Annotated in this window: 16 protein-coding genes; 13 read left to right on the forward strand and 3 right to left on the reverse strand. The window is 66.9% G+C overall.

Features of this window, described 5'->3' with window-relative positions; genetic code table 11:
* Positions 1-72: 72 nt before the first annotated feature.
* Entirely contained in the window at positions 73-303 is a 231-nt protein-coding gene (locus PW843_25995; GenBank protein ID MDE1150020.1) for a phage tail protein, read from the forward strand.
* 163 nt (positions 304-466) lie between these two features.
* Here PW843_25995 and PW843_26000 read toward each other — a convergent pair whose 3' ends face one another.
* Positions 467-1,723 (reverse strand): replication initiation protein, encoded by a 1,257-nt coding sequence (locus tag PW843_26000; GenBank protein ID MDE1150021.1) that lies wholly within the window; start codon positions 1,721-1,723, stop codon positions 467-469.
* Between the two features lie 895 nt (positions 1,724-2,618).
* Here PW843_26000 and PW843_26005 point away from each other — a divergent pair.
* From PW843_26005 to PW843_26045, 9 genes are all read left to right on the forward strand, one after another.
* Positions 2,619-3,647: an AAA family ATPase gene (locus PW843_26005; protein MDE1150022.1), complete on the forward strand. Its 1,029-nt coding sequence runs from the start codon at positions 2,619-2,621 to the stop codon at positions 3,645-3,647.
* 5 nt (positions 3,648-3,652) lie between these two features.
* Positions 3,653-4,522, forward strand: coding sequence for a ParB/RepB/Spo0J family partition protein (locus PW843_26010; GenBank protein ID MDE1150023.1), 870 nt, complete (start codon positions 3,653-3,655; stop codon positions 4,520-4,522).
* Positions 4,523-4,621: 99 nt separating this feature from the next.
* A complete protein-coding gene (locus PW843_26015) occupies positions 4,622-5,050 on the forward strand; it encodes a pseudoazurin (protein ID MDE1150024.1) in 429 nt (142 codons plus the stop codon).
* Between the two features lie 191 nt (positions 5,051-5,241).
* Complete coding sequence (locus PW843_26020; protein ID MDE1150025.1) at positions 5,242-8,103, forward strand: glycoside hydrolase family 127 protein; 2,862 nt, start codon at positions 5,242-5,244, stop codon at positions 8,101-8,103.
* Positions 8,104-8,233: 130 nt separating this feature from the next.
* A complete protein-coding gene (locus tag PW843_26025) occupies positions 8,234-8,941 on the forward strand; it encodes a response regulator transcription factor (GenBank protein MDE1150026.1) in 708 nt (235 codons plus the stop codon).
* Positions 8,928-10,310 carry an ATP-binding protein gene (locus tag PW843_26030; protein ID MDE1150027.1) on the forward strand — a complete coding sequence of 461 codons (1,383 nt, stop codon included), beginning with the start codon at positions 8,928-8,930 and terminating at the stop codon, positions 10,308-10,310. The genes PW843_26025 and PW843_26030 overlap by 14 nt, the downstream gene beginning before the upstream one ends.
* Positions 10,311-10,526: 216 nt before the next feature.
* Positions 10,527-13,718 carry an efflux RND transporter permease subunit gene (locus PW843_26035; protein ID MDE1150028.1) on the forward strand — a complete coding sequence of 1,064 codons (3,192 nt, stop codon included), beginning with the start codon at positions 10,527-10,529 and terminating at the stop codon, positions 13,716-13,718.
* A 47-nt stretch (positions 13,719-13,765) separates the two neighbouring features.
* Positions 13,766-15,001: an efflux RND transporter periplasmic adaptor subunit gene (locus PW843_26040; GenBank protein MDE1150029.1), complete on the forward strand. Its 1,236-nt coding sequence runs from the start codon at positions 13,766-13,768 to the stop codon at positions 14,999-15,001.
* Positions 15,001-16,473, forward strand: coding sequence for an efflux transporter outer membrane subunit (locus PW843_26045; GenBank protein MDE1150030.1), 1,473 nt, complete (start codon positions 15,001-15,003; stop codon positions 16,471-16,473). The genes PW843_26040 and PW843_26045 overlap by 1 nt, the downstream gene beginning before the upstream one ends.
* Positions 16,474-16,762: 289 nt before the next feature.
* Here the strand turns inward: PW843_26045 and PW843_26050 are convergent, their stop codons facing one another.
* Entirely contained in the window at positions 16,763-18,880 is a 2,118-nt protein-coding gene (locus tag PW843_26050; GenBank protein ID MDE1150031.1) for a multicopper oxidase domain-containing protein, read from the reverse strand.
* A 213-nt stretch (positions 18,881-19,093) separates the two neighbouring features.
* Here PW843_26050 and PW843_26055 point away from each other — a divergent pair, with 213 nt between their 5' ends.
* Entirely contained in the window at positions 19,094-20,107 is a 1,014-nt protein-coding gene (locus PW843_26055; protein ID MDE1150032.1) for an adenosine deaminase, read from the forward strand.
* Here PW843_26055 and PW843_26060 read toward each other — a convergent pair.
* Positions 20,104-21,498 (reverse strand): hypothetical protein, encoded by a 1,395-nt coding sequence (locus PW843_26060; GenBank protein MDE1150033.1) that lies wholly within the window; start codon positions 21,496-21,498, stop codon positions 20,104-20,106. The genes PW843_26055 and PW843_26060 overlap by 4 nt on opposite strands.
* Before the next feature lie 301 nt (positions 21,499-21,799).
* Here PW843_26060 and PW843_26065 point away from each other — a divergent pair, with 301 nt between their 5' ends.
* Together PW843_26065 and PW843_26070 are read left to right on the forward strand one after the other, a co-directional pair.
* A complete protein-coding gene (locus tag PW843_26065; GenBank protein ID MDE1150034.1) occupies positions 21,800-24,571 on the forward strand; it encodes a TonB-dependent receptor in 2,772 nt (923 codons plus the stop codon).
* 78 nt (positions 24,572-24,649) lie between these two features.
* Entirely contained in the window at positions 24,650-26,512 is a 1,863-nt protein-coding gene (locus PW843_26070) for a CocE/NonD family hydrolase (GenBank protein ID MDE1150035.1), read from the forward strand.
* Positions 26,513-26,520: the final 8 nt, after the last annotated feature.

The following is a 26,520-nucleotide window of genomic DNA, read 5'->3' on the forward strand; positions in this document are numbered from 1 at the left end:
CATCACGTCGCTGGCGCGATCGATTTCGCGTACCAACGGCCATAAGTTGTGATGGAGGGAATTTTGGATCCGATGATCGGTAGTGTCATCCTGTGGAGCGGCTCTTGGATTCCGGAGGGCTGGCATCTCTGCGACGGCAGCCAGTTGCAGGCCATGCAGTACCAGCCGCTTTTCTCCATAATCGGGAACAAGTATGGCGGTAACGGAACGACGACGTTCGCCTTGCCCGACTTGCGCCAGAACGCGATCGGCGCCCTGCAATGGATCATCGCCATCATGGGTGATTATCCGCCGCGTTCATAAAGAGTCCGCCCGCGCGGAACAGCATGGCCGGAGGGCGAAAGCTAATAAGGGGATAGCTTTCGCCCTTCGATTCGGGGATTGGATTTTCCGGGGGAAATGCCCGGCGGATACACCCCGCACGCATGCTGGTTCTGACGTCAGAACCGGCCCGGAAAACCGGGTCTCAGCGCAGCGTCGCCGCCGCCTCGTCCGCCACCCACTCCACCCATTTGTGGATGTTGCTGGCGGCGACGGCGGCCCGCACCTCGGGCGCGCCCAGGTCACGGGCCCGCTTGTAGAAACGGGTGCGCACGTCCAGCGGCTCCGATGCCAGGCGATCAATCACCGCCTGGCGCGGGGCTCGCACTTCCGTCCCCGTGATCGCGGGTGGCACCACAGGGATCATGGACACCACCTCCCCCGCCATCTTGCGCACGAAGCCGGCAAAGGCCAGGTCGGCATTGCGGATCTTGCCCGTCTGGCCGGATGCCCATTCCGCCCAGCGGTCCAGGGCACCCTCGATGTCAATGCCGGGATAGTCGGTTCGCAGCTGCTCCACGGCCGTGTCGCTGATCCGCCGCTTCAGGCCCAGCACCGACACCGGCCGGTCGCGGTCGGTCTTGCCGTCTTCCAGATCCACGGTGTCGGCGTCACGGGCGCCGGCGGCCAGGCCCCGGCCCACGGGGCCCACCGGATCAATGGCGAATTCCGTGGCGCGCGCGGCGGAGGTCAGGGCCGCCCTTTCCTTCTTGCGGATGGTGAAACGCAACGCGATCACCGGCCGACCACGTGAGGGCGAGCGGATGGGGGTATAGCTGCACTCAATGGCCGACAGCTCATTCACCTCACGCACCGCGCGTTCCAGCACCTCGCGCTGCAGGATGCCGAAGTTCTTGTTGGCAGAACTGTTCTTGACGCTCAGCAGCTGGCGGAAGGCGTCGATCTCCACCTCCCAATCCGGCTCGCGCAGGTTCACCCGCACGCTCAGCAACTCATACAGCGCCAGGGCGTACTTGGAACTGAAGCTGGTGCACACCGCCAGGTGGATGCGTGCCCAGGCCGACGGTTCCGCCAGGGCCGGGCGCAGTTCCGCCGGGAAGGACCATTCCGCATAGCCTTTACCCTTAGGCAGGGCGCGGAAGCTCAACAGCGGAGCGCCACCTTCCTTCACCTCGCCATCGGCGCTGAGGTAGGGGAATTCCACCCGCACCGACATCAGGCGGTCAAAGCAGCTTTTCAGGCGGGCGTTGCTGTGCTCCGTCTCCTCACCGATGGCGCGCTTCAGGTCGGCCGTGGCGGCGCGGAAGGGCGGCAGTGCGGCGGTGGCGTCGGCCAGCTTGTCCCAGCTGTGGGCCAGGATGACGTTGAACAGCTTCTTGTCCGACAGCGTCAGCCCACCGCCGGTCTCAATGATCTCGATGGTGCCGCGCGGCTTGGGCACGGTCGGATCCGTGTCCAGGCGAAAGGGGTCCCCTGTCGCCTCCGGGCGCCTGGCCGGCGGTTTGGCTGCTGTCCTAGTCATGTTATGCAGTGGGCCAGCGGCACCACACAGAGTCAACACAGGCACCGGCCGCTGGCGACAGAACACACAGTAAGGCATCCCCGCCACGCCCAACTGGCGACAAAGTACATAAAGACCGCGACGGCGCCCCGATCAACTGGCGAGAAAACGCACACGGTGGCCGACTGCAACCTGGAAAAACCCTCCCCCAGCCTCCGACTCCGCCCCGACTCTCAATTGGCGAGAAAACACATAGAAAGCCCGGATATTGCCTGATGAGAAAACACATAGAGAAAGGTGGAAGCGGGTGTCAGCCACCCAAGCAAGTATCTGATATCAATAGGATTTATTCAGTGCCGCGACGCCGCCTTCCTGCTGACGACAAAACACACGCAAACGACTCGGGGAACGGTGGCGAGAAAACGCATAAAAAGCCCGCGCCGGTTCCCACCCCGCCCCTTGGGCCCTCACGCGCGCGACGCCAAGACCGCCCAGACACCCATGGCGAGAAAACGCACAAGGAAACCAGGGACGGCGACAACCCGCACAGAGACGGCGGACAAAACGCATCCAGAGGGGCGACAAAGCGCACGCAGACTCGGGACAAAGCGCATGCGGACACCGTACAACCTATTGATCTGACTTAGATATTCCTCACCTGAACAAGAACAAGGGAATCTAGGAAAGAGTCAGGACCGGTCCCTTCCATTGGAAAACAGCATAGGGTCGGGATGGCCGGGGTATCAACCATCAACCATCAACGTTGCCGTTGACACTTGATGGTGCCGCTGGCTAGGTTCTGACGTCAGAACTTCGGGCCTTGGGGGATGGGATCATGAACGGCGATCGGATGCGTGAATTGCGCCAGGCCCTGCGCTTGAGCCAGGGTGGCTTGGCGGACCTGCTGAACGCCCGCCTGTCGCGGTCTTATGACAAACCCAAGATCAGCCGCTGGGAAAACGGCAAGGAGCCCATCCCCGATGACGTGGCGGCGGAGTTCCAGCAGTTCGCGTCCGGCAAGCCGCGCAACGCCCGGGTGTTCGTGCTGGCCAACCAGAAGGGCGGCGTGGGCAAGACCACCAGCGCCCTGAACCTGGCCTATGCCCTGGGCCAGTCCGGCCGGCGGGTGCTGCTGGTCGATATGGATCCGCAGGCCACGGCCACGGTGGCCCTGCTGGCCGACGCGGCGGTGGAGGTCTACCGCCAGGGCCGCACCATGGCCCATGTCATCCTACAGAACCGCCCGCTGGCCGATGCCATCCTGAAGCCGGGCGTGGTGGAGACGGCGGTACCCCTGCCCTTCGATCTGGCGGCCAGTCATATCGAACTGTCGGAAACCGACGGCCGGCGTGAGCCGGGTTTCGATGCCGCCCTGCGTGAGGCGGTGGACACGGTGCGCGCCGGTTATGATTTCATCGTCATCGACGCGCCGCCCAACCTGGGCATGCTGACCTGGATGGCCCTGGCGGCGGCGCAGGAGGTGCTGATCCCCGTGCGCACCGAACCCTACGACACCATGGGCGTCGGCCTGATCCTGAACACCATCCACAAGGTGCAGCGCCGCCTGAACCCGGGCCTGCGCCTGGCCGGCATCCTGCCGACCCAGTTCGGACGCCGCAAGTCGGTGGACCGCGAGGTGCTGGCCCACCTGGTGACGGCCTTGGGTGAAAAGGTGCCGGTGCTGGAGGCGGTACCCGACAGCGCCGTGTTCGGCCACGCCGCCCGCAACGGCCGCATCGCGCTGGAGGCATCGCCGACCTCCACCGCCGCCGCGGTTTATCGTAAGCTGGCGGACTGCATCATCAACGACCGGCCGTTGGCCCGGGCCGTGATCGAATTGACCCCCATCGAGAATGAGGCCTGACCGCCATGACCGCGAAGAAGCGCCCCTCGCCCATCTTGGGTGCGGCCTCCGCCCTGATCGATGAGGCGTCGGAAAGCCTACTGACGCGCAACAGCCGCTTTCATCACACCATAGAACTGCGCATCGACCACATCACCGCCGACCCGGACCAGCCACGCAAGACCTTCTCGGAAGAGGAATTGGCCGGCCTGGCCGCCAGCATGTCGGAACAGGGCCAGCTTCAGCCCATCCTGGTGCGGCGTGATCCCATTGATCGCGGCCAATGGATGGTGGTGGCGGGTGAGCGCCGCTGGCGCGCCGCCCAGCGCCTGGGCTGGGGCTTCATCCTGGCCATCGAGCACAGCGGCGACCCGGAAATCCTGGCGCTGATCGAAAACCTGCAGCGCGTCGACCTGACGCCGGTGGAAGAGGCGCGCGGCCTGAAGCGCCTGATCGAGGGCAAGGGCTGGACCCAGAACCAGGCGGCCGAGGCCCTGGGCAAGACCAAGGGCGAGATCAGCGCCACCCTGCGCATCCTGTCGCTGCCCAACGACCTGCTGGAAGGGGTTCTGACGTCAGAACTGGGCCTGGCGCGCAACGCGCTGGTGGAACTGTCGCGGGTGGATGAACCGGCGGTGCGCGACCGCCTGATCCAGTCGGCGCGGTCCGGCACGCTCAGCGTCCGCTCCATCCGTGCTGCCAAGGCGCAGGAGGCCGCACCGGCGGTGGAAGAGGGGCGGCCGTCCAGCGGCATCAGCCAGCCGGGGGTCAACCTGGCCTCGGTGGAACGGCTGTTGAGCAATCTGCGGGGTGTGCGTCCGGCGGCCTTGCGTGATGCCGACCGCGACCGCCTGCGGGCCCTGCGGTCGGCGATCGACGATCTGCTGTCGCGCTAACATTTGCGCCAGCGCAAAGACGAAGCGATTTCACCGTCGTAGGGAAGGGGGGACGCGGGCGATCGGGTCCGCGCCGCCCTTCATGACGGAGAATTCAAGATGCGTTCGCTTCCCTTGGCGCTGGTGGCCCTGTTGACCCTGGCCGGGCCCGCCTTCGGTGCCGAGCATGTGGTCAAGATGTTGAACAAGGGCGCCGACGGCATGTTCGTGTTTGAGCCGGCGTTGTCGAAGATCGCCCCGGGCGACAAGGTGACTTTCCAGTCGGTCGATGCCGGCCATAACGTGGAAAGCATCCCCGGCATGCTGCCCGATGGCGCCCAGCCCTTCACCAGCAAGCCGAGCGAGACCGTTACCATCACCTTCGACAAGCCGGGCGTCTACGGCATCCGCTGCAAGCCGCATTACGGCATGGGCATGGTCGGCCTGATCGTGGTGGGCACGCCCACCAACCTGGACGCCGCCAAGGCGGTGCCGCAGACCGGCAAGGCCAAGGCCGCCTTCGAAAAGCTGCTGGCCGCCGCCAAGTAAGCACGGCGTAAGCTTCTGAAATGGTGACATGAAAAGGCGGGGAGGGGGCTTCCCCGCCTTTTCCTTTTGCGCATCGGTCCCTTCCGTTGACCCTTCCACCCTATTAGTCATATGATAATATTATGGCAGGGTGATCCCCCACGATATCGGCACATGCCGGACGGCGGGACCAAAAGGAAGACGGGAAAAGCATGCGTGACCAGGGCGGGCGCGATCGGCGCGAAATGACGGGTGTGGCCGGAACGGGGCAGGCGGCCGTGGACCGGCGCCGTTTCCTGGCCGCCACGGCCGGCGCCTCGCTTACCGGAATGGCCGGGACGGGCCTGGCCGGTGCCGCACTGGCGGCCCCGGCGGCGGGCGGTCCGGTCAACCTGGCCGTCATCGCCCGCATCGACTGGTCCGACCGTTCCAGCGGTGCCAAGCCCGAGGCCATCAACAGCGGCGCCCAACCCGCCAACTCGGCCGATGAGGCGCAGGGCGCCTTCGGGACGGAGCCGGGCGGCGGCCCCGCCTGGATCGAATATGGCTGGGACGTGCCCGTCCGCACCGACGCGGTGGAGGTTTACTGGTGGCTGGGCGGCTACAAGGGCGCCTTGCCCAAGGCCTGGCGTCTATCGGCGTGGGACGGCCGGCGTTTCGTGCCGGTGCGCGATGTGCAGGGTCTGGGCCTGGCGCCCGACGCCTTCAACCGCGCGACGTTCAAGCCGGTCACCACCACCCGCCTGCGCCTGGACATCGACCCGGCGGACCAGGCCTCGGTGGGCGTGCTGCAATGGCGGGTGTGGAGCCATGGTGCCGCCCCCGTCACCCCACCCCTGGTGACGGCCGGCCTGGACCGCGCCGTCGTGCTGGGCGGTCGCACCTACCTGGACGGCCGCGTGCGCACGCTGGAGACCGCACCGGCGGCGGCGGCCCTGTGGCATAAGGTCAGTGGTCCGGGTGCTGTGGATTTCGCCGACGCCACGCGGGTCGATACCACCGCCCGCTTCGCCGTGCCCGGCGACTATGTGCTGCAACTGGCGGCCAAGTCGGACGGCAAGACCGCCCTGTCGACGCTGAAGGTGCGGGCGGAGACGCCGCCGCCGGACCAGCGTCTGGACGTGGTCTACACCACCCCCTACGCCATCGACAGCCCCCTGTGGTCGGCCCGGGCCAAGGCCCTGATCGTCGACTGGATTCCCCATTGCGTGGACTATTGCGAGCGCACGGACCTGACGGTGGGGCAGGGTGGCCTGGACAATTTCATCGAGGCGGCCAAGGCCCTGCGCGGCGAGGCCCACGGGAAGCACAAGGGCTACGTCTTCTCCAACGCCTGGGTGCACCAGACGGTGGAGTCCATGTGCATCGCCCTGATGGTGGACGCACAGGGTGACAGGGAGATCCTGGCGGCCCAGGATCTGATGCGCCGCAAGCTGGAGGAATGGATTCCCGTCATCCTGGCCGCCCAGGAACCCGACGGCTATCTCCAGACCGCCTACACCCTGGCCGATCGCGCGAAGTGGCCGGCCCGCTGGTCGCCGGCGCAGCGCGGCAACCATGAAGGCTATGTCGCCGGCTATTTCATCGAATCCGCCATCAACCACCACACCCTGACCGGCGGGCGCGACCTGCGCCTGTACAACGCCGCCAAGAAGCTGGCGGATTGCTGGGTCGCCAACATCGGCCCGGGCCGCAAGGACTGGTTCGACGGCCACCAGGAGATGGAACAGGCCCTGGTGCGCTTCGGCCGTTTCGTCAACGACACCGAGGGCGGTGGACGCGGCGACGCCTATATCAGCCTGGCGCGCTTCCTGCTGGACAGCCGCCGCGGCGGTTCCGAATACGACCAGAGCCACCTGCCGCCCGCCCGCCAGTATGAGGCGGTGGGCCATGCCGTGCGCGCCATGTATTTCTATTCCGGCATGGCCGACATCGCCGCCGAAACCCATGACGCGGATTACCAGAGTGCCGTGCTGTCCCTGTGGGACAACATGGTGAACAAGAAATACTACGTCACCGGCGGCATCGGCAGCGGCGACACGTCGGAAGGCTTCGGGGCCAACTACGCCCTGCGCAACGACGCCTATTGCGAGTCCTGCTCCAGCTGCGGGCTGATCTTCTTCCAGTACAAGCTGAACCTGGCCTATCACGACGCCAAGTACGCCGATTTGTATGAAGAGACGATGTACAACGCCCTGCTGGGGTCCACGGCGCTGGACGGCAAAACGTTCTGCTACACCAACCCGCTGATCAACACCGAACGCACGGCGTGGCACGTCTGCCCCTGCTGCGTCGGCAACATCCCGCGCACCCTGCTGATGGTGCCGACCTGGGCCTATGCCAAGGACAAGGCCGGCGTGAACGTCAATCTGTTCATCGGCAGCCGCATCAACGTGGGGGATGTGGCGGGCACCGGGGTGGAACTGGTGCAGAAGACCAACTACCCCTGGGACGGCGCCGTCGCCATGACGGTGAACCCGGAAAGGCCCAACCGCTTCGCCGTGCGCATCCGCGTGCCCGACCGCGCCACCAGCCCGCTTTACACCGCCGTGCCGCCGGTGCGCGGCCTGGAAAGCCTGGTGGTGAACGGCCAGCCGGTGGAATACCGGATGGAGAAGGGCTACGCCGTGGTGGAGCGTGACTGGACGGCCGGCGACCGCATCGACTTCGTCCTGCCCCTGGCGGTGCAGCGCGTGACGGGGGATGACAGGGTGGAGGCGACGCGCGGCCGGGTGGCCCTGCGCTATGGTCCCCTGGTCTACAACGTGGAACGGGCCGACCAGCCCGACATCGACAAGCCCTTGTCGGCCACCGCGCTGACCGCCGAATGGCGGCCGGACCTGCTGGGCGGCGTGGTCGCCATCACGGGGACGTGGCAGGACGGGACGCCCATGCTGGCCATCCCCAACTACGCCCGCATGAACCGCCTCAAAGGGCAGGGTGGTGAGATCGGCGGCACCAATTCCACCGTCGACTACGCCCCCGGATCCCAGGCGCAATCAGCGGTGACCCAGCAGGAGGCGGCGCGCCTGGGCAATGTCACGCATTCACAGGTGTGGCTGACCAAGGCCTGACGGGGGTGCTGGCGCCGGGCGGCTGGTGGGTGCCCCACCACGCCGCACCCGTCACGCCCAAATTTCCATCGCCGGAAGAGGCCCCCGGTTGCTAGATTGACAGCAGGCCTTTCCTGGAACCCTGCCTCTCATGCCTACCGACGTCGCCGTTCAGCCCGCGCACATCCACCTGGTGGAAGATGACACCGACATGGCGCGGGAAATCGCGACCAGTCTGGAGGCGCGCGGTTACGTCGTCAGCGTGTCGGCCACGGCGGATGACGCGCTGGGGGTGCTGCGCGACGACCGCACCATCAACCTGGTGATCGCCGACCGCATGCTGCCCGGCGGCATGGACGGGCTGGACATGGTGCAGCAGCTGCGGGACGAGGGCCTGCCCATCCCCATCCTGGTGCTGAGCGCCCTGGGCTCGGTCGATGACAGGGTGCGGGGCCTGAACGCCGGCGGCGACGATTACCTGACCAAGCCCTTCGCGGTGGAGGAACTGGTGGCGCGGATCGAGGCGCTGCGCCGCCGCCCGGCCGACACCCGTGCCACCATGCTGCGCGTGGGCTCGCTGGAGATGGACCTGCTGAACCGCACGGTACGCCGGAACGGGCGGGAGGTGCCCTTGCTGCCGCGGGAATTCAAGCTGCTGGAATACCTCATGCGCCGGCCGGACCAGGTGATTACGCCGGCCATGCTGCTGACCGACGTGTGGAACTATCGCTTCATCCCCCAGACCAATGTGGTCGACGTGCATATGGGTAAGCTGCGCCACAAGGTGGACGAGGTGGGGGAGTTGCCCATGATCCACCGTGTCCGCGGCACCGGGTTCATGCTTCGTGCCGCGGACTGATCTTTTCCACGCCGCCCCCTTCCGCCGGGCGCTGGGCTTCGCCGCCGCGCTGTCGGTCGGCATGCTGCTGATCTTCGGTTTCATCTACTGGCAGACCAGCGAGGCGGAGACCATCCGCATCCAGGAGGATATCGGGCAGGAGGCGGTGGCCGCCGCCCGCACGCCGTCGGAAACCCTGCTGCCCCATTTGCAGCTGCGCATCCTCAGCGACTATCACCGCGTCACCGTGGCGGCGTGGTTCGATGCGCACGGCAAGCCCATCTACGGCAACATGGCGGCGCTGCCGCCGGACCTGCCGGCCGATGGCAAGGGCCGGCGCCTGGACGTGATCACCACCGACAGCCCCGATCCGCAGCCCGCCATCGTGGCGGCGCAGATGCGGGCCGACGGTGGCACGGTGGTCATTGGCCGCGCCATGGACGAACTGATCGCCCTGCAACGCATCGTCGCCCGTACCCTGGTGATGGGCCTGTTGCCGGCCCTGGCCCTGGTGCTGGGGTCCGGCATCTGGGGCGGGGCCCGGGCATTGCAACGGGTGCAGGCGGTGCAGGAAACCATGGGCCGCATCGTCGGCGGCGATCTGCGCGAACGGCTGCCGGTGTCCGGCCGCCGGGATGATATCGACCGGCTGTCGGACCGGGTGAACCAGATGCTGGACCGCATGGTCCATCTGCTGGATGAGTTGCGGGCGGTGGGTGACAACATCGCCCACGATCTGCGCACGCCGCTGTCGGTCATGCGGGCCAAGCTGGAACGCGGCCTGGGCGCTGAACAGCCGCAGGCATTGCGTGAGACGGTGGAGGCGGCGCTGGTCGACCTGGACCGCGCCTTCGCCATGATCACCGCCCTGCTGCGCATCGCGGAGCTGGAGGACAGCCGCCGCCAGGCGGCCTTCGGCACGGTGGACCTGACCGAGATCGCGAACGAGGTGTTCGAACTGTACGAACCGCTGGCGGAGGCCCAGGGCGTGACCTTGCGGCGCGAGGGCGGGGGGCCCCTGTTCATCGTCGGCGACCGCGATCTGCTGATCGAGGCGGTGGCCAATCTGACGGACAACGCCGTCAAGTTCACCCCCGCCGGCGGCACCGCCACCATCCGCACCCTGATGCTGGACGGGGTGCCCACGGTGCAGGTGGCCGACACCGGTCCCGGCATACCGGAGGATGAGCGGGCGGCGGTGGTGCGCCGCCTCTATCGCCTGGACAAAAGCCGCCACATCCAGGGCAACGGCTTGGGCCTGGCGCTGGTCCAGGCGATTGCAACCTTGCATGGCTTCCAGCTGCAAATCGGTGGCGACCAGAATGGTGCGGAAATCGCCGTGATTTGCCTTGTCCAAAAGGACGAAGAAGTTGTGACCGCAACCACTTAAGGCCTGATTTTCCGCAATTTCCGGCGGTATTTTGCGCCGCAACCAAAAAAATTATTTAATCCCCTTTCCCCTGAACGTCGCCTATTTCCCAAGGTGTTGGGTTCCCGCACCCGCACTTGAGGGATCACGAGACGTGTTGCACCGCACCATGAACGCGCGCCATCGGCGCCCCGCCGACCGCCCCCGCCTTGGCCTGCAGAAGCAGGGGGCGCCGTCATGATCGAGATCGTCAAGATCGCGCTGCGACGCCCTTACACTTTCATCGTCATGGCCATCCTGATCCTGATCTTCGGCGTTTCCGCCGCGGTCAAGACGCCGACGGACATCTTCCCCAACATCGGCATCCCCGTGATCGCCGTGGTGTGGACCTATAACGGCCTGCCCCCCGATGACATGTCGGGCCGCATCGTCAGTTATTACGAACGCTCGCTGACCGCGACCGTGAACAACATCGAACACATCGAATCCCAGTCGATGCAGGGCTACGGCGTGGTGAAGATCTTCTTCCAGCCCACCGTGGACATCAACGCCGCCCAGTCGCAGGTCACCGCCATTTCCCAGACGGTGCTGAAGCAGATGCCGGCGGGCATCACCCCGCCGCAGGTCATCGTCTTCAACGCGTCGTCCGTGCCCATCCTCCAGCTGGCGGTTTCCAGCGACAAGCTGTCGGAAACCAAGCTGAACGACCTGGCGCAGAACTTCATCCGTCCGCAGCTGGTCACCGTCGCCGGCGCCGTGCTGCCCTCCGTCTACGGCGGCAAGGTGCGCCAGGTGCAGATCGACCTGAACCAGCAGGCGCTGCATTCCTACGGCCTGTCGGCCAACGACGTGGTCAACGCCCTGTCGGCGCAGAACCTGATCACCCCGGCCGGCACCCAGAAGGTCGGCAAGCTGGAATACGCCATCGACCTGAACGACAGCCCCAAGCAGATCGCGCCCTTCAACGACATGCCCATCAAGACGGTCAACGGCACCGTCGTCTATATGCGGGATGTCGCCAATGTCCATGACGGCAGCCCGCCCCAGACCAACGTGGTGCACGTGGACGGCAAGAACGCCGTGCTGATGTCGGTGCTGAAGTCCGGTTCCGCGTCCACCCTGGACATCATCAGCGGCGTGAAGGCCAAGCTGCCCGAGGTGGAGAAAAGCCTGCCCGACGGCGTGAAGCTGACCCCCATCGGCGACCAGTCGATGTTCGTGAAGGACGCCGTCAGCGGCGTTATCCGCGAAGGCGCCATCGCCGCCGCCCTGACCGGCCTGCTGATCCTGCTGTTCCTGGGCAGCTGGCGGTCGACCCTGATCATCACCGTGTCCATCCCGCTGGCCATCCTGGCGTCCATCACCACCCTGTCCATCCTGGGCGAGACGATCAACGTCATGACCCTGGGCGGCCTGGCGCTGGCCGTGGGCATCCTGGTGGACGACGCTACGGTGACGATCGAAAACATCAACTGGCATCTGGAACACGGCAAGCCGATCGAAACCGCCATCCTGGACGGCGCCAAGCAGATCGTGGTGCCGGCCACCGTGTCGCTGCTGTGCATCAGCATCGCCTTCGTGCCCATGTTCGGCCTGGGCGGCGTCGCCGGCTACCTGTTCCGCCCGATGGCGGAGGCCGTGGTCTTCGCCCTGATCGGTTCCTACATCCTGTCGCGTACCCTGGTGCCGACCCTGGCCAACTACCTGCTGCGCAACCAGGTGCATGCCGGCGGCCACGCCCACGGCGACATCCATGCCCCCCCTGCCAAGAACCCGCTGGTGCGGTTCCAGCGCGGCTTTGAACGCCGGTTCGAAATCGTGCGGTCGGCCTACCAGGGCCTGCTGCTGCTGGGCCTGAACAACCGCAAGGTCATGATCGGCGGCTTCCTGGTCATCTCGCTGGCCACATTCGGCCTGGCGCCCTTCCTGGGGCAGAACTTCTTCCCCGACGTGGACGGCGGCCAGATCAAGATGCACGTGCGGGCCCAGACCGGCACGCGCATCGAGGAAGTGACCAAGCTGAACGACCGCGTCAACCTGGCCGTCCAGCGCATCATCCCGCCCAAGGACCTGGGTGAGATGGTGGACAACATCGGCCTGCCGGTCAGCGGCATCAACATGGCCTACGGCAACAGCGGCACCATCGGCGTGCAGGATTCCGACATCCTGATCAGCCTGAAGGACGGCCACGCCCCCACCGCCGATTATGTCGATACCCTGCGGCGCGAACTGCCGCGCCTGTTCCCCGGCACCGTCTTCGCCTTCCTGCCGGCCGACATCACCACCCAGGTGCTGAACTTCGGCCTGCCGGCGCCGCTGGACGTGCAAATCTCAGGCAACGATCTGGACACCAACCGGATCTACGCCAACAAGCTGCTGGCCAAGATCGCCCGTATCCCCGGCGTCGCCGACGCCCGCATCCAGCAGGCCTTCCAGCTGCCCTCCCTCAAGGTGGACGTGGACCGGTCGCTGGCGGGCCTGGTCGGCCTGACGGAAAAGGACGCCGCCACCACCATGCTGGACACGCTGGCCGGCAGCAGCCAGACGGCGCCGACCTATTGGCTGGACCACAAGAGCGGCATCTCCTACCCCGTGTCGATCCAGACGCCGCAGCGCGACATCGACACCATGGGCGGGCTGCAGACCATGCCCTTGTCCGCCACCAACTCCAACCAGCTGCTGGGCGGCATCGCCCGGATCAGCCGGGGCCGCGAGGACGCGGTGGTCAGCCACTACAACATCCGCCCGGCCATCGACATCTACGCCACCCCCCGTGGCCGCGATCTGGGCGCCGTCAACGCCGATGTGCAGAAGGCCATCGACAGCATGGCGGCCGACCTGCCCCGCGGTGCCCATGTCGAGGTGCGGGGCCAGGTGACGACCATGACCAGCGCCTACAGCCAGCTGTTCGTGGGCCTGGCCTTCGCCGTCGTGCTGATCTACCTGCTGATCGTCGTGAACTTCCAGTCGTGGGTCGATCCGTTCGTCATCGTCATGGCGCTGCCGACGGCGTTGTCCGGCATCGTCTGGATGCTGTTCACCACCGGCACCACCCTGTCGGTGCCGGCATTGACGGGCGCCATCATGTGCATGGGTGTGGCCACCGCCAACTCCATCCTGGTCATCAGCTTCGCCCGTGAACGGCTGGCGGCCGGCGTGGACGCCTTCAGCGCCGCGATGGAGGCCGGCTACACCCGCTTCCGCCCGGTGTTGATGACGGCGCTGGCCATGATCATCGGCATGTTGCCGATGGCCATCGAGCCCGGCCAGAACGCGCCCCTGGGGCGTGCCGTGATCGGCGGCCTGGTGTTCGCCACGCTGGCCACCCTGTTCATGGTTCCCGCCATGTTCAGCCTGGCCCACGCCAACGATCACAAGCGCGCCGCGGCGGGGCAGGGCGAAGCCCACCCCGAACCGGCCCACGTTTGATCCCGCATAGCCTGCCCCCAGATACCGCCCGATCCGGAGTAGACCCAATGTCCACGGCACACATCCAGACCCCCAACCCCCGCCGCCTGGCCCTGCTGGGCGTCACCGCCCTGGTGGCCGCCGGCGCCATCGTCGTGTTCGGCATCACCACCCGCGCCCATGCGGACAAGGAACTGGTGCAGTGGAACGCCGACCAGGCCATCCCCACGGTGGCGCTGGCCAACGTCACCCGGGACACCAAGGCGCAGGTCCTGTCCCTGCCCGGCACCTTGCAGGCCTACAACAAGGCGCCGATCTACGCCCGGGTCAGCGGTTACCTGAAAAGCTGGGACAAGGACATCGGCGCCCATGTGAAGGCGGGCGACCTGCTGGGCACCATCGACACGCCCGACCTGGACCAGCAGCTGGAACAGGCCAAGGCGCAGCTGGCCCAGGCCCAGGCCCAGGCGAAGCTGGCGGATCTGACGTCAAAGCGCTGGGCGGCGCTGGTGGAATCACAGTCCGTGTCGCAGCAGGCGGCGGATGAGAAGGTGGGCGATGCCGCGGCCAAGCAGGCGGCGGTGGAAAGTGCGGCGGCCAACGTCCGCCGGCTGGAAACCCTAACGGCGTTCAAGCGCATCGTGGTGCCGTTCGACGGCATCGTCACCGCCCGCACCACCGACATCGGCGCCCTGATCAGCGCCGGTGGCGGTGGCGGGCCGGAACTGTTCGAGGTGTCGGACCTGCACGTCCTGCGCCTATACGTCCAGGTCCCGCAGTCCTTCGCCGGCCTGCTGAAGCCGGGCGTCAAGGCCACCTTCACCCTGCCGCAATATCCCGGCCGGACGTTCGAAGCGACGCTGACCACCACGGCCAACGCCATGAACACGGCCAATCGCAGCATGCTGGTGGAACTGCAGGCCGACAACAAGGACGGCCTGCTGACTCCCGGCACCTACGCCGACGTGCACTTCCAGGTGCCGGCGGACGCCAACATGGTCAGTGTGCCGGCCACCGCCCTGGTGACCGGCGACACGGGTGTCCAGTTGGCGGTCGTGGGTGCGGCCGGTACGCCCAACGCCGGCAAGGTGGTGCTGAAGCCGGTGCAGCTGGGCCGCGACATGGGCGACACGGTCGAGGTGGTGGCCGGCCTCAGCCCCGGCGACCAGGTGATCGACAGCCCGCCGGAAACCCTGAACAGCGGTGACGAGGTGCGCCTGGCCGCCGGTTCCACCGGGCAGGCCGGCAAGATGGCCGACAACGCGGCCCCGGCGGGGTCGGACAAGGTGAAGGCGGATCGGTGATGAGCACGCGCACAACCAAATACCTGCTGGCCGGCGGTGCCTTGCTGGCGCTGGCGGCGTGCAACTTGGCGCCGGACTATCAGCCGCCCAGCCTGACCCTGCCGCCGGCCTTCAAGGAAGCCGGTGGTGCCCCCTGGGGCCCCGCCCAGCCGGCGGACGCGACGACGCGCGGCCCCTGGTGGACGGCGTTCAACGACCCGGTGCTGAATGGCCTCGAGGACAAGATCGAGACCGCCAACCCCAGCCTGGCGGTGGCCCTGGCCCGCTATGACGAGGCTCGGGCGGACGCGGCCTCGATGTCGGCCGGCCTGCTGCCGCGCGCCGACCTGAACGCCAGCATCACCAACAACCGCCAGTCCGAGGATCGGCCCCTGCGGTCGCGCACCCAGCAGGACGTCTACGGCAACAACACCATCGGCGGCACCGCGTCGTATGAGGTGGATTTGTGGGGCAAGGTGCGCAACCAGGTGACGGCCGGCCGGGCCGCGTCACAGGCCAGTGCCGCCGACCTGGCGTCGGTGCGCCTGGGCCTGCAGGCGGAACTGGCCACCGACTATTTCGCCCTGCGCGGCCTGGACGACCGGGCGCAGATCCTGGCCGACACGGTGACGGCCTATGAAAAGCAGCTGAGCCTGACCCAGACCATGTTCAAGGGCCACATCGTGGCCGGCATGGACGTGTCGCGGGCCGAGACCCAACTGGATAGCGCGCGGTCGCAGGTGTCCCAGATCGCGTCCCAGCGGGCGCAGATGGAACACGCCATCGCCGCCCTGGTGGGCTTGGCCCCGGCGGAATTCAGCCTGACGGCGGCCTCCTGGAACCCCAGCCTGCCGGCCGTGCCCACGGGCCTGCCCTCCAGCCTGCTGCAACGGCGCCCGGATATCGCGGCGGCGGAACGCGACGTGCTGGCGGCCAACGCCGGCATCGGCGTGGCACGCGCGGCCTATTACCCCGACCTGACCCTGCAGGCCAGCGGCGGGGTGGAGAACACCGGCTTCAACCTGTTCAAGCTGCCCATGACCTTCTGGTCGGTGGGCCCGGGCGTGACCCTGCCGCTGTTCGACGGCGGCCGTCTGGACGCCGGCCTGGCCAAGGCGGTGGCCCAGCATAACGAAGCCTCCGCCCAATATCGCGGCACCGTCCTGACCGCCTTCCGCGAGGTGGAGGACAACCTGGCCGCCATCCGCCTGCTGGGCCAGGCCGCGAAGGAAGAGGACGCCGGCACCGGGGCCGCCCAGCGCACGCTGGACATGGCCATGAACCTCTACCGCGACGGCGCCGACAGCTACCTGGACGTGGTGACCGCCCAGACCGCCTTGCTGGAGGCGCAGCAGAGCAGCCTGGACCTGCACACCCGCCAGGTGCAGGCTGACGTCGCCCTGATCCGCGCGCTGGGTGGCGGCTGGGACGTCAAGTCCCTGCCCTCCCAGGAAGAGGCGGCGACCCTGCCGGAGGACACCAAGGCGCCGTAAGTTGAAATCCGATGGAGGCCAGGCATGGATGATGTCATCGTTCACGCTTGGCCCATCGGAGATCATGCCATGCGCACGGCCCTTGTTCTCGACGATGATCTCGTTATGAGGGCGCAGGCCCTGACCGGGATCACTGGAAAGAGCCAAGCGGCTGGCCCTTCTTGGGGGTAGCCAGCCGGACTTGACGATAACACCCAGGCGGCGTTCCGTTCAGGATTGATGCCGCCGGCAAAACAAAGGCCCGGTCCCTTCGCAGGGGCCGGGCCTCGCTTATTGAGTCAGGCGGTTATCAGTGGTGGGCGTGGGCCTCGGCCAGGCCGCCGGCACCGTCGCTGATGCCGATCTTCACGTTTTCCATCATGCCGTTGTCCTCATGGTCCAGGATGTGGCAGTGCAGGACGTATTCGCCGATGTACCGCTCATACCGGGTGCGGACGATCAGGCGATAATACCCTTGCGGGTTCTCGCTCAGGGGGGCCTTGACCTTGGTCTTGACCCACAGCGTGTCCTTCCAGGTGCCGCGCAAGCCGGCGTACTGGCTGTCGCCATCGGCCTCGACATAGCCGGGGGCGCTAACGTCGTTGCCCTGTGGGTCCAGGATGGCGACGATCTGGAAGGGGTTCACGTGGATGTGGAAGGGATGCTCCACCCCATAGGACCGCAGTTCCCACTGCTGCGCCGTGCCCAGGATCAGGGACCGGTCGATACGGTCGGGCTGGTAGGGGGCGGCCCCGTCGGGAACCCAGAAGCCTTTGTCGGTCTTCACCGTCTTGAAGCTTTTGCCCACGGTGAAGGAGAAGCCCTGCGGGTTGGGCTCTATGCCCTGGCCCAGGTAGAACACCATTTCCTGCAACGGTGTGCTCGCCACTTCCGCCTCGGTGATGGTGGGGTGGGGCACGAAGCGGGTCAGGCGGGGGGCGGGCTTGCCGTTGCTGTCCTTGGCCTGCAGGTCGGCGACGATTTCGGTCTTCACGTCGGCCGGCATGGTGCGGTTGGCCGCCGCCACCAGGGTGTCGACCAGGGTCTTGATCGGGTCCTTGGTGGGGGTGCCGCCACGGACGGCGACGATGCCCAGCAGGTTGGCCGGCGTCGGCAACTGGCTGACGGTGGAGGCGGAGGGGTCGGCCTTTTCCGTCATGCAGTAGTTGCCGGCCTCCGGGAACACCACCAGCAGGTCATAGCGATAGCCCGGCTGCAGGACGGTGTCCTCCTTGGTCAGGGTGCTGCCCATGGTCAGGCCGTCGGCCGCCACCACCTGGTAGGGTACCGCCGGACCGCCGCAATTGGTGTCCAGGAACTGCGCCAGCGTCGCCTTGGTCGGCAGGGCGGACGGGTTGGCGCCGGGCGTCATCTTGTGGAATTCCACGTTGATGGTCTCACGCACGCCGGCATGGATCAGGCGCCAGCGTTCCACCGTGCCCGCCTGCACGTCGCTGAAGGTGGGCAGGACGGCGCCGTTGATGCTGGTCCAACGGTTGGAAAGCCCCCATTTGTTGGGCCCGAACAGGCTGTAATCCTCAATCACGCCCACCTGGTCGGGCTTGCAGTCGAAGGTCGGTTTGCCGTCGGCGCCGGTGCAGGCGTATTCGATCTGCTGGAACAGGACCGTGCGGTCCTTGAACGACTGGCCGTTGGCGGCGATCAGCAGGGTGTCCAGGTCGCCGTTGACCTTCACCACGCTGCCGTTGGCCCCGGCCTTGTTGGCAGGCTTGCGGTCGCCATGGATGATCAGGGCGCCGGCCATGCCGCTGGCCACCTGGATGGCGGTGGAGCCGTGCTGGTGCGGGTGGTACCAGAAGGTGCCGGCCGGATGGTCGGCCGGGATGTTGTATTCGTACTGGAAGCTGACCGTCGGCTTGATGGAGATCAGCACGTTGTCGCTGTTCCCCGTCGGGCTGACCCACAGGCCGTGGGAATGCAGGTTGGTGGTGTTGAAGCAGTGCGGCGTGTTGATGGTGGGCACGTCGCCGCAGTTCGGTTCGGCCGGCAGGTCGTTGTGCAGGGTGATGCGCACGGTGTCGCCCGGCGTCACGTTGATTTCCGGCGCCACGAAGGGCGTGCCCGGCGACACCCCGGTGCCGACATAGCTGCGCAGGTGCACCCGCTGGTAACGCTGCTGGCCAGGATCGTACAGGGCTGAATCGCTGTACTGGATATGCAGGTCGTAGGCCCGCTCCTTACCGGCGTGGGGCTCGGCAGTGGTGGCCAGGCTCAAGGCCGACGCGGCCTTGGGCAGGCCGGGCGTGGTGGCGGACCCCACGGACGGGGCCGTCTGCGGCAGGGATGGGGGGTTGGCGAAGGTGGTCTGCGCCGACGCCGCCTGCGTCAGCAGTGCGCTGACCGCCACCGTGGCCAGGCCGGCGCCCAGCCTTTCAATCCTGGTTGTCCTTGGTCTTTTCATGCGCATGGTTTGCCCCCGCTTTGGCGGCGTCGCCGCCTTTGGTTGAATCATTTTGGGGGAATTTAGCAGATGGCGCGTCAACGTCCACCCGTTAAACGGGTATATGTCGCAATTTAGACATTTCGATACGTGCGCACCCTCCGGCAGGCAGGGGCTGGGCAGGCGCCCGATGCTGGCGTTAGACTGGCAGGGACAACCATTCCCTGAGGCGAAGGACCCATGGCGCGAACCGAACATCTGGCCGACTTCATCCGCGGCCTGCCGAAAGCCGAACTGCACCTGCACATCGAGGGCAGCCTGGAACCGGAACAGATGTTCGACTTCGCCCGCCGCAACCGGGTCGACCTGCCGTTCCGGTCGGTGGAAGAGGTGCGCCAGGCCTACGCCTTCACCAACCTGCAGGACTTCCTGGACATCTATTACCAGGGCGCCCAGGTCCTGCGGACGGAGGAGGACTTCCACGACCTGGCGCTGGCCTATTTCCGCCGCCTGGCGGCTGATGGCGGCGTGCATGCGGAGATCTTCTTCGATCCCCAGACCCACACCGACCGGGGCATTCCCTTCCCGGTGGTGGCCGACGGCCTGCTGGCCGGCATGGCGACGGCGGAACGCGAGCTGGGGATTTCGTCCAAGCTGATCCTGAGTTACCTGCGCCACCTGGATGAGGATGCGGCCTTCGCCACCTTGCGCCAGGCGGAACCGTACCTGGACCGCATCGTCGGCGTCGGCCTGGATTCATCCGAGGTCGGGCACCCACCGGCCAAATTCGAGCGCGTGTTCCAGGCCTCAAAGGAGCGTGGGCTGAAGATTGTGGCGCACGCAGGTGAGGAAGGGCCGCCGGACTATGTCTGGCAGGCGCTGGACCTGCTGGGCGTTGACCGCATCGACCACGGCAACCGCGCGCTGGAGGATGCGGCCCTGACCGACCGGCTGGTGGCGGAGGAAATGACCCTGACCGTGTGTCCGCTGTCGAACCTGAAGCTGTGCGTGGTGCCGGACCTGGCGGCCCATCCCCTGGCCCGCATGCTGGATCTGGGATTGCGGGCCACGGTGAACGCCGACGACCCGGCGTATTTCGGCGGCTATCTGCTGGACAACTACACCCGCACGGCGGCGGCGCTGGATCTGACGGCGGCGCAGCTGGTGCAACTGGCCCGCAACAGCATCACTGGCTCCTTCCTGGATGAGGCGGCGCAGGCGCCCCACCTGGCGCGGCTGGACGGGCTGGCTTAAAGCCCCAGCCACACCCCCGCCGCCATGATGGCCAAGGACAGGGCCACCAGCACGCCCCACAGCGGCAGGATGAAGCGTATCCAGGTACCGAAGCCGACGCGGGCGGCGGCCAGGTAGGCCAGCAGCATGCCCGAGGTGGGGGTGACCATGTTGGTCAGGCCGTTGCCGAACAGGAAGGCCATCACCGTCATCTGCCCGCCCACGCCCGCCATGTGGGCGATGGGCGCCAGGATGGGCAGGCTGACGGCGGCCTTGCCGGAGGTGGAGGGGATCAGCACGTCCAGCGCCATCTCCACCACCGTCAGGCTTTGCGCCACCAGCACCGGCGCCTGTTCCGACGTCAGGCCGGCCAGGGCGTTGATGATGGTGTCCAGCACCATGCCGTCCTTCAGCACGATCTCGACGGCACTGGCCAGGCCCACCAGGAAGCCCGCCAGAAGCATGCTTTTCATGCCGTCGGTGTAGGCCTCCGCCGCCCGCGATCCCGAAAGGCCGCCGGCCAATGAGATCAGGATGGCCAGCACGATGTAGAAGGCGCCCACCTGGACGTTGCCCCAGCCCAGTTCCAGCCCGCCATAGGGGATGACCGCCATGGCCAGGGCCAGCAGGCCCAGCACGCCGGCGTGGCGTGGCGACAGGCGCGCGCTGTGGGGCACATGCGCCGGCACCCTGTACCCTGTGCGCCGCAAATGGCGCATCACATACAGAACGCCCAGGGTCATGAAGCCGAGGTAGACGGCCAGGCGCAATCCCATGCCGCTGAACGGTGCCACCCCGGCGATGGGCTGGGCCACCAGCAGGGCCACCGGGTTGGTGACCGACGCCAGATAGCCGATCTTGGCCGCCACCGTCACCACCGCCACGGCGAACAGGGGCGTCAGGCCCATGCTTTCGGCCAGCACGACGATCACCGGGATGATGACGACGAATTCCGAGATCATGCCCAGGAAGGTGGCACCCACGGAAATGACCGCCATCAGGATGGGCGCCAGCACATAGGCGTTGCCCCGCACCAGGGACAAGAGGCGGGCGACGCCGGCATCCAGGGCGCCGGTGGCGCGCAGCACGCCGAACATGCCGCCGGAAAACATGATCATGAAAAACAAATTGGCGGTGGCGGCCAGGCCGGCGGGGATGGACAGGGCCACCCCCGCCACGCTGGCGGGATAGGCCAGGGCGGCACCGCTTTTGTGCGGGCTCAGCAGGGCGTCCACGCCATAGGCCTTGGGCACGGCGTGGAAGGTGCCGGGCACCACCAGCTTGTCCGCCCCCCGCGCGAATTCGCCCGAGGGCACCAGATAGGTCATCAGGGCGGCCGCCAGGATGATCAGCATCATCATCGTGACCGGATGGGGCATGCGGCCGTGGGCGTGGCTTACCTTTGTAGGCAACCCTTGTTCATGGGTCGCCCCGTTTTCCAATGCCGCCATTTCTTGCCCCTGCCTTGCCCTGTTTATCGAACGCTTGGGGCCAAGATTTGCACGAATAGGGACGTTTATTTAACTCTATAACCAATCTGCATAGGATCCTCGAATTTCTTCATAAGATTGTCGGCATCGATTCCGGCTGTTTATCTGCCCCCACACAGGGAACTTCCCAATCAAGGGAGCTTCGGTCCCGGCCAAGGCGGCGCCCCGCGAACGATGGGCGCCCCACCGGGATGTCATGGGAACGGGGGATAAAGAAATGAAAATGGGCAGCACGACAGTTGGGTCCCGCATCCGCCAGGCCGTCGGCCTTGGCCTCTTCATGTCCACCAGCCTGCTGGCGCTATCCGGGGGCGCTTATGCCCAGCAGGCGGCCAAGGCGCCGGCCGATGACGAGTTGCAGGAAATCGTCATCACCGGCACCCACATCAAGGGCCAGGACGCCCAGGCGGTGGGCAACATCCAGAGCCTGACGGTGGACGATATCCAGCAGGCGGCGCCTTTGTCGGTGGGCGACCTGCTGCAGGCCCTGCCGTCGGTGGGTGTCAGCCTGAATTCCAACGGCACCCAGGGTACGTCCTTCGGCGTCAGCTCCATCAACCTGCGTTACCTGGGCAGTGCCGAGGGCAGCGGCAACCGCACCCTGGTGCTGGTGGACGGCCACCGCTGGGTCAACGCCGTGGGCGGCCGCGGCTTTCGCGACTTCGTCGACCTCAATACCATCCCGGTGGGCCTGGTGGAGAATATGGAGGTGCTGAAGGATGGTGCCTCGGCCATCTACGGTGCCGACGCCATCGCCGGCGTGGTCAACATCCACCTGAAGTCCGATTTCGAAGGCGTGCGCGGCAATTTCCAGTCCGGCATCTCCTCCAACGGTGATGGGCGCAGCCTGGCGGGCGACGTCACCATCGGGCACAAGCTGGGCCGGGGCAACCTGCTGTTCTCCGCCGACATCGTGGATGAGCTGCCCATCCTGACGGCCGACCGCGACCTGACGCGGACGGCCCTGACGGCCCCCACCAGCCCGCCCATCAGCCCGCGCGGCCTGTACAACCTGCCCGGCGTATCCTCCTCCACCCTGACCCGCATCGCCGGCACCGACGGTAGCGCCACCGGCGACTTCCGCACCGCCGCCCTGCCGGGCGACTATTTCAACACCCTGGTCCAGGGCAAGGACGCGGTGGGGCCCAGCACGCGCTATGGCACCTTCCTGCGCTACACCACCGACATCACCGACGACATCAGCGGCCACGTGGAATTCCTCTACAACCACCGCCGCTCTTCCCAGCTGTATTCTCCCTATCTGCTGGACGTGAACGGCAGCCAGGGTTTCGCCATGCCGGCCGACCAGGCCTACAACATCTTCGGCAAGGCGTTCTCCGGCTCCAGCTTCCGCCTGCGCCGCTACATGGAAGAGATCGGCGACCGCCAGAACGTGCAGGAGGTGAACACCTGGCGGGCGGATGCCGGCCTTGAGGGCAAGGTGCATTTGTGGGGCGACTGGAACTGGGACGCCTTCGTCTCCTACTCGAAGAACGAGGCCACGTTCGACGCCTCCAACAACGTCAATTACGACCATCTGGCCTTGGCCCTGGGCTCACCCACCCGCTGTGCCGCCACCGCCGGCTGCGTGCCGCTGAACATCTTCGGCAAGATCACGCCGGCGATGGCGAACTACATCCGCTACAACGCGCATGACGAGGATGGGGTGTCCCAGACCTCGGCCGAATTCAACCTGTCGCGCAGCCTGTTCACCCTGCCGGCGGGCGACGTCATGGCGGCGGCCGGTGCCTCCTACCGCCGGGAATACGGCTATGACACCCCGGACGCGGTGGTGAACGCCACACCGGTCTACGTCACCGGCCTGACGGAGACGTCGGCCGCCACCCGCAACCCCACCAGCGGCAGCTACAACACCAAGGAAGGCTACGTCGAGGTCGATGTGCCGCTGCTGCGCGACCTGCCGGCCATCTACAAGCTGGATGTGGACGGGGCGCTGCGCTACTCGGACTACAGCACCTATGGCGGCAACACGACCAAGAAGGCCGGTGTCGCCTATCGCCCGGTGGCCGACCTGCTGTTCCGCGGCAGCTATTCCGAAGGCTTCCGGGCGCCGTCCATCCTGGAATTGGACCAGGGCGGCCGTAACACCCAGTTCCAGGCCATCGACCCCTGCAACGGCGGCGGCAAGGGCCTGGCCGGCTGCGCCAGCGTGCCCACCAGCTACAGCCAGTACAATTACGGCAACGGCCTGATCAACGGGTCCACCGGCGGCAATCCCAACCTGAAGCCGGAAACCTCGCGCACCGACAGCGTCGGTGCCGCTTTCACGCCCGGCTGGCTGAAGGGCGCCAGCGCCACGGTGGACTACTTCGCCATCGAGGTCGACAACGCCATCTCCAGCGAGACGGCGCAGCAGATCCTGACCAGCTGCGCCAATCTGGGCGGCAGCGCCTGCAGCCTGATGCAGCGCGACCCCACCACCGGCCAGGTCGTCAACGTCCTGCAGGCGGTGACCAACTTCAGCAAGATCAAGGAAAAGGGCCTGGACGTCTCGCTGGGCTACACCTTCGACAGTGGTTTCGGTCTGTTCACCACCGGCGTCAACGCCTCCCGCCTGTTCCAGTTCGACAACTACATTCCCCAGCCCGACGGCACCATCCTGCGCCAGGAACTGGCTGGCCATTCCGACCAGCCGCGCGCGACATATCCCTACTGGAAGGGCCAGGCCTCCATCCGCTGGAACCAGGATGACGACGGTCCCTGGGGTGCCGGCTGGAAGGCGCGCTACATCGGCACCTCGCGCGACATTCCCAACAACACGGTCAACGGCGGCCACATCCCGGCCATCGTCTACCAGGACGTCCAGGTCAGCTACGACTTCCGCGACCTGCTGACCAAGGTGACCCTGGGCGTGGACAACATCTTCAACGTCCAGCCGCCGGCGTCGGCCGCCAACAACCCCATCAATTTCGACATGTACACCTACGACGTGCGCGGCACCTACATGTACATGCGCCTGTCGTTCCGTATGTAAAGCGAAGTTGACGTATTCCGGCGGGCCATCGGGTCCGCCGGTCGTTTTCGGATTTCCTGCCTGAAGGTGGCCTACGCCATGACCCCTTTCCCCCCGGTTGAAGACGTCCATGTCGACCGCGACGTGCCCGTCGCCATGCGCGACGGGGTGACGCTGGTGGCCGACATCTACCGCCCCGTGGTGGCGGGTGCCGTCTGGGACCGGCCGTTGCCGGTGCTGCTGGAGCGCACGCCTTATGACAAGCGCGGCGTGGTGCTGTCGGAAATCAGCGTGGCCGACCCCACGCCCCGCCCCCGCGCCCAGGTGGCCGCCGCCCTGGTGCGCGCCGGTTATGTCGTCATGATCCAGGACGTGCGCGGCCGCTATGGCTCCGCCGGCGTGTTCGCCAAGTACGTGAATGAGGCGGAGGACGGCTTCGACACCCTGGGCTGGATCGGGGCTCAGCCCTGGTGCGACGGCCGGGTGGGCACCTATGGCCTCTCATACTGCGCCCATGTGCAGACGGCGGCGGCGGCGCTGGCGCCCCCCAACTTGGCCTGCATGATGGTGGATTCCGGCGGCTTCGCCGAGGCGTATCACGCCGGCATCCGCCAGGGCGGCGCGTTTGAGCTGAAGCAGCTGACCTGGGCCTATCGCCACGCCCTGCTGTCGCCGGCGGCGGAGCGTGAGCCCGCCATCCACGCCGCCATCGCGGCGCAGGACATTGCCGACTGGGTCAGGCGCTGGCCTTGGGATCGCGGCCACTCCCCCATCTCGCCGGTGCCGGAGTTCGAGGCCTACGTCCTGGAACAGGCGCGGCATGGCGAGTTCGATGATTACTGGCGCCAGTCGGGCCTGGGCCTCGCCCGGCATTACGCCGCCATGTCGGACGTGCCCACCCTGCTGATGTGCAGTTGGTACGACCCCTACGCGTCGGCCACCCTGTGGAATTACGATGGCATCACGCGGCACAAGCGGGGCCCCGTGCATCTGCTGATGGGCCCGTGGACCCACGGGCGGCGGTCGGAAACCTTCGCCGGCGACGTGGATTTCGGCGCGTCCGCCACCCTGGACGGCGCCATCGCGCCGGATTTCGACACCTTCCGCATCCGCTGGTTCGACCGCTGGCTGAAGAACGCCCCAACCCCGGATGAGGCGCCGGTGCGGGTGTTCGTCATGGGTGGCGGGTCGGGCCGCCGACGCGCGGAAGATGGCCGGCTGGACCACGGCGGCGCCTGGGTCGAGGCGCCCGCCTGGCCGCCAGCGGGCACGGTGCCCACCGCCTATCATCTGCACGCCGACGGCCGGCTGGACCCGGCTTTGCCGGAGGCGGGCCCGGCCAGCCTGGCCTACGACTATGACCCCGACCGCCCCGTGCCCACCATCGGCGGCGCCACCGCCTCGGGCGCCCCGGTGATGGAGGCCGGGGCCTTCGACCAGGTGACGACGGCGGAGACCTATGGCGCCGCCGCCCCCTTCGGCCCGCTGGCCGACCGCGATGACGTGCTGGTGTTCCAGACCCCGCCGCTGGACCGTGACCTGACGGTGGTGGGTGACCTGAAGGCGGTGCTGCATGTCGGTTCCGACCAGCCCGACACCGACTTCACGGTCAAGCTGGTGGACGTGCACCCGCCCAGCGCCGACTATCCCCGGGGCTACGCCATGAATTTGGCCCACGGCATCCTGCGGGCGCGCTACCGCCAGGGTTGGGAACGGGCGGTGATGATGGAACCGGGCCGGGTTTACGAGGTGACCATCGCCCTTTTCCCCACCGCCAACCGCTTCTTGGCCGGCCACCGCCTGCGGCTGGAGGTGTCCAGCAGCAATTTCCCCCATTTCGACGCCAACCCCAACAGCGGCGGGCCGCAAGGGGTGCCGGGTCCCAAGGCGGTGGCGCGTAACCGTGTGCACCTGGATGTGGCCCACCCCTCGCGTCTCATCCTGCCCGTGCTGGCCGACTAGGAAAGGGA

Source organism: Azospirillaceae bacterium, assembly GCA_028283825.1.
GTDB lineage: Bacteria > Pseudomonadota > Alphaproteobacteria > Azospirillales > Azospirillaceae > Nitrospirillum.

What these genes read in the sequence shown, in the direction of transcription:
- PW843_26070 (MDE1150035.1), top strand. Translation starts at nt 24,650, where the DNA reads ATGACCCCTTTCCCCCCGGTTGAAGACGTCCATGTCGACCGCGACGTG.
- PW843_25995 (MDE1150020.1), top strand. Translation starts at nt 73, where the DNA reads ATGATCGGTAGTGTCATCCTGTGGAGCGGCTCTTGGATTCCGGAGGGC.
- PW843_26055 (MDE1150032.1), top strand. Translation starts at nt 19,094, where the DNA reads ATGGCGCGAACCGAACATCTGGCCGACTTCATCCGCGGCCTGCCGAAA.
- PW843_26025 (MDE1150026.1), top strand. Translation starts at nt 8,234, where the DNA reads ATGCCTACCGACGTCGCCGTTCAGCCCGCGCACATCCACCTGGTGGAA.
- PW843_26020 (MDE1150025.1), top strand. Translation starts at nt 5,242, where the DNA reads ATGCGTGACCAGGGCGGGCGCGATCGGCGCGAAATGACGGGTGTGGCC.
- PW843_26040 (MDE1150029.1), top strand. Translation starts at nt 13,766, where the DNA reads ATGTCCACGGCACACATCCAGACCCCCAACCCCCGCCGCCTGGCCCTG.
- PW843_26035 (MDE1150028.1), top strand. Translation starts at nt 10,527, where the DNA reads ATGATCGAGATCGTCAAGATCGCGCTGCGACGCCCTTACACTTTCATC.
- PW843_26010 (MDE1150023.1), top strand. Translation starts at nt 3,653, where the DNA reads ATGACCGCGAAGAAGCGCCCCTCGCCCATCTTGGGTGCGGCCTCCGCC.
- PW843_26050 (MDE1150031.1), bottom strand. Translation starts at nt 18,880, where the DNA reads ATGCGCATGAAAAGACCAAGGACAACCAGGATTGAAAGGCTGGGCGCC.
- PW843_26065 (MDE1150034.1), top strand. Translation starts at nt 21,800, where the DNA reads ATGGGCAGCACGACAGTTGGGTCCCGCATCCGCCAGGCCGTCGGCCTT.
- PW843_26005 (MDE1150022.1), top strand. Translation starts at nt 2,619, where the DNA reads ATGAACGGCGATCGGATGCGTGAATTGCGCCAGGCCCTGCGCTTGAGC.
- PW843_26015 (MDE1150024.1), top strand. Translation starts at nt 4,622, where the DNA reads ATGCGTTCGCTTCCCTTGGCGCTGGTGGCCCTGTTGACCCTGGCCGGG.
- PW843_26045 (MDE1150030.1), top strand. Translation starts at nt 15,001, where the DNA reads ATGAGCACGCGCACAACCAAATACCTGCTGGCCGGCGGTGCCTTGCTG.